The 1,689-nt window shown below is 72.3% G+C and carries 3 protein-coding genes; all 3 read right to left on the minus strand.

Annotation, left to right across the window (positions count from 1 at the left end; genetic code table 11):
• Positions 1–824: cysteine--tRNA ligase (cysS, locus tag VGW35_03785; GenBank protein HEV8306763.1), on the minus strand; the 824-nt coding region annotated here is incomplete at its 3' end.
• Positions 821–1,300, minus strand: coding sequence for a 2-C-methyl-D-erythritol 2,4-cyclodiphosphate synthase (gene ispF, locus VGW35_03790; GenBank protein HEV8306764.1), 480 nt, complete (start codon positions 1,298–1,300; stop codon positions 821–823). The genes ispF and cysS, both read right to left, overlap by 4 nt.
• Positions 1,297–1,689, minus strand: a 393-nt coding sequence (locus VGW35_03795; GenBank protein HEV8306765.1) for a 2-C-methyl-D-erythritol 4-phosphate cytidylyltransferase, incomplete at its 5' end; no start/stop codon positions are given. The genes ispF and VGW35_03795, both read right to left, overlap by 4 nt.

Here is a 1,689-nt window from a genome sequence, read left to right on the forward strand (position 1 = left end):
CCGAGCGACTTGGACATCTTCGCGCTGTCGATGTTCACGAAGCCGTTGTGGATCCAGTACCGGACGAAGGGCTGGTCGGTGGCGGCCTCGGACTGCGCGATCTCGTTCTCGTGGTGCGGGAAGATGAGGTCCTGACCGCCGCCGTGGACGTCGAAGGTCTCGCCGAGGTACTTCATGGACATGGCCGAGCACTCGATGTGCCATCCCGGCCGGCCCCGGCCCCACGGGCTGTCCCACCACGGCTCCCCCGGCTTCGAGGCCTTCCAGAGGGCGAAGTCGAGCGGATCACGCTTTCGCTCGTCGACCTCGACCCGGGCGCCCGCCTGGAGGTCCTCGAGCTCGCGGCCCGACAGCCGCCCGTAGCGCGGAAACCGGCGCACTGCGAAGTAGACGTCGCCGTCGACCGTGTAGGCCATCCCGGCGGTCAGGAGACGCTCGATCAGGGCGATCATCTCCGGGATGTGCTCGGTCGCCCGCGGGGCGTATCCGGGCCGCTCGGGCGGCGCCACCCCGAGCCAGGCCATGTCCTCCTGGTAGGCCCGGATGTACCGCTCGGTCAGGCTTCGCCAGTCTTCGCCCGTCTCGGCGGCCCGGGCGATGATCTTGTCCTCCACGTCGGTGAAGTTCTTCACGAAGCGGACCCGGTAGCCGCGGAAGGTCAGGTAGCGCCGGATCACGTCGAAGACGAGGGCGCTCCGGGCGTGGCCGACGTGGGCCTGGTCGTAGGCGGTCACGCCGCAGACGTACATCCCGATCTGACCCGGCGTGAGGGGAACGATCTCCTCCTTCTGGCGAGTCAGCGAGTTGTAGACGTGCAGGCTCACCCGGCCACCTCCACCAGCGCCACCGCCATCGCCGCGATGCCCTCGTGCCGCCCGAGCGCACCGAGGCCCTCGGCGTGCTTGGCCTTGACACTCACCCGGCCCGGCTCGAGGGTCAGCGTGGCCGCCAGCCGCTTCTGCATGGCGTCGAGCCACTCCCCGAGACGCGGGCTCTCGGCGACGATCGTGGCGTCGATGTTGACGACCCGCCCCCCGTGGGCCCGGACCCGCGCCAGGACCTCGGCCAGGAGGGGGAGACTCGCCGCCCCGCGGTACCGCGGGTCGGAGTCGGGGAAGTGCCGGCCCAGATCGCCGAGCGCGAGGGCCCCCAGGAGGGCGTCCGCCACGGCGTGGGTCAGGACGTCGGCGTCCGAGTGTCCTCCGAGCCCGCGCTCGGCGGGCACCTCCACGCCGCCGAGGACCAGTGGACGGCCCGCGGCGAACGGATGGACGTCGAAGCCGAACCCGACCCGCGTCAACGTGCCTTTCGCTTCCACAGGAGGGCCCGCGCCAACCCGAGGTCATCGGGCCGCGTGATCTTCACGTTCCCCGGCAGCCCGGGAACCACCCGCACCGGCGCGCCCAGGCGCTCGACGAGCGCCGCATCGTCGGTCGCCAGCAGCCCGTCGGCCGCCGCGCGCCGATGCGCCTCCCGCAGCAGGGCGGCCCGAAAGGCCTGCGGGGTCTGGATCGCCCAGAGCCCGTCGCGGTCCACCGTCGCCGTGACCCAGCCCTCCGCCGCGCGCTTCAGCGTCTCCGCGATGGGCAGGGCCGCGACCGCGGCACCGTGCGCGCGGGCTTCGGCCAGGACACCCGTCACGAGCTCGGGCGTCACGCAGGGCCGGACCCCGTCGTGGACGACGATCCA

This window comes from Candidatus Methylomirabilota bacterium, from assembly GCA_036005065.1.
Taxonomy (GTDB): Bacteria; Methylomirabilota; Methylomirabilia; order Rokubacteriales; family DASRDR01; genus DASYQW01.